Source organism: Mycobacterium sp. TH-M82 (assembly GCF_057473605.1).
Genome location: NZ_JBYCKY010000837.1, coordinates 1 through 2,254 on the forward strand (window position 1 = coordinate 1; position 2,254 = coordinate 2,254).

Sequence of the window (2,254 nt, forward strand, 5' to 3'; positions counted from 1 at the left end):
CTCCGATCGCATTGGGCCGGCGTGGCGCCGGACACTCTAACGGCTGCCCAGGTTACCGGCGCCGGGCTGCCCAACACCGGGCACGGCACACACCACAGCGCGGCGACCCGGGCCCGCGGGTCCGGGTCGCCGCGACGATCGTGGCCGGCGGTCAGGGAATCGTCAGTACCTGGCCGGGCTGGATCAGGTCGGGATTGTCGACGCCGCTGGCGTCGGCGATCTGCTGGTATTTGCTGCCGTCGCCGTAGAACCGTTCGGCGATGGCCCACAGCGTGTCGCCGGAGACCACCGTGTAGGTCCGGGTCGGCTCAGGCGCAGGCGGCACCGGCGCCGCCTCTTCGACGACCGGTTCGGCCGCGGGCTCCGGCGACGACGGCGCATCGGTCTCGGTTTTGCTGGACCAGGCTGGGCCGTCGGCGGCATACAGCACCAGGTTGCGGTCGTCCTGCAGCACCAGCCTGACGTTCTTCTTGCCCTTGGTGTCGGCATGCCACACCGGTTTGTCCGCTGTGTAGACCACGAAGTTGCCGTCTGGCTGGACCTCGGCGCGCACGACGTTCTGGCCGTTGGTCCCGGTGGCCCAGATCGCCTTGCCCCGCACCGCTAGCACCAGGTTGCCGTCCTCTTGCAGTGTCAGCGTGTAGGCCCCATTGTTCGAGGTGAGCGACTCCCCCAAAAGAACTATCAGCGGACCGGGACGACCCACTCCTGGTCCCTCCTGGTCCCTCCTGGTCCCTTCTAGTCCGGCTGCGGCGCCGGGGATATCGGGCTGTCCTGGTCGCCGGAGTGCCAGTGCACCGCGTAGACGCCGGGTTGCAAAGACAGTTCGGCGACCAAACGCTCCAATCGGGCCGGTGCGCGGCCGTCCACCAGCAGGTACGCCGTCAACACGATATTGTCCTCGGCGGCCCGCCCGGTGTGGATGCCGCGCAGCACCAGGTCATTGCCCGCGGTGTGCTGGACAACCTGGGCGCGAGCGTACTTTTCGGATTTGGGGCGGCAGATCAGCTGCAGCTGGTAGGGCAGCTGCCCTTCATCTTCCTCGATGTTCTGGTCGCGGTCTATGAACCGGCCCAGCGGCCGGCCCAGCAGGTGAGTGCCGACGACGGCGCCGGTGGCGATCAGCGCGAACGACAGCTGTCCGGCCGCGGCCAGTACACCGACCGCCGCCGAGCACCACAGGGTCGCCGCGGTGTTCAGACCGCGGACGTTGAACCCCTCACGCAGGATCACCCCGCCACCGAGAAACCCGACCCCCGACACCACGTAAGACGCCACCCTGGTGGAGCTGGCGTCATTGGCGCCGACCGCGTACAACACGAACAGTGTCGCCCCGGCCGCCACCAGGGCATTTGTGCGCAGGCCGGCCATCCGCGCCCGCCACTGCCGTTCCAGCCCGATCAACGCACCGCAGCCCAGCCCGACAGCCAGGCGCAGGGCGAAATCGGTAATGCTCAGCGTCTGCATGAGCCACCCCTCCTTTCGTGTCTTTCCGGCTAGACGGTAGGGAGCATGGTGTAACGCAGCACTGTTCGCCACCACGCTATCCGGCCATCACCGGCCAGGCTGCCCTGCCTGTCCGGCAGTCGTTTTCACCCATGCCGCATAAGGTGCTGCGGTGGCCGACATCGCGACCGATTCCGGAAAATCCATTGCGATACTCCGCAACTGGTGAGTGGGGCAGCAGGCCCCGCGGCTGTGTAGGCTACAACGCCGGCCGTGACGATGGAAACGAACATCCGGTGAATTTCCGCCGTCTGGGTAAAAACGATCTGCTACACCGGTTGTCGCCGGACGCGGTCGCGTTTGCGCCCAAAGATCATCGGACTCCTCCTCTTGGCGGGCAGCCGAGCGGAGCTGTCCTGCGCCCGTCAAGGCGACCGCAAAGATCCCGGGCCCGCCCCGGTCAGCCGCGGCTTCGCGGTCGCGGTTTACCTTTGCTCTGCCCGTCGTCGTTGACATGTACTGCGTGGACGCCCGGTTTGTCGGACAGTTCCTCCAACAGATCATCGAGTTTGCTCGGGTCGACGTGCCAGTGCTGTATGTCGTGGGTGCCCGCGAGCTCGGTGACCATACGTTCAAGCCGGCCCTGCGCGTGGCCGTTCATCACCGCGGCCGGGCTGCTCCGCGGGGCGGAACCGCCGATGGACCGGCCGACCAAGCCTGCCAGCGCCATGTCGGCGAAGAGACCGCCGGGAGCGGCGGGAACGCCCACGGCGGCCGGTGCCGCACCCGCGCTGATGTCCGACGCCGC

At 67.7% G+C, this 2,254-nt stretch carries 2 protein-coding genes and 1 pseudogene; all 3 read right to left on the reverse strand.

The window, feature by feature from the left end:
* Positions 1-151: 151 nt before the first annotated feature.
* Positions 152-706 (reverse strand): LysM peptidoglycan-binding domain-containing protein, encoded by a 555-nt coding sequence (locus AC2VON_RS24295; protein WP_486955126.1) that lies wholly within the window; start codon positions 704-706, stop codon positions 152-154.
* Positions 707-738: 32 nt separating this feature from the next.
* Positions 739-1,467, reverse strand: a complete 729-nt coding sequence (locus AC2VON_RS24300; RefSeq protein ID WP_486955127.1) for an MgtC/SapB family protein — start codon at positions 1,465-1,467, stop codon at positions 739-741.
* Positions 1,468-1,906: 439 nt separating this feature from the next.
* Positions 1,907-2,254 (reverse strand): annotated as a pseudogene (locus tag AC2VON_RS24305) (hypothetical protein); the annotation flags it as partial.

Excerpts from the sequence above, each read along its gene's own strand:
- AC2VON_RS24300 (WP_486955127.1), bottom strand. The coding sequence starts at position 1,467 with ATGCAGACGCTGAGCATTACCGATTTCGCCCTGCGCCTGGCTGTCGGG.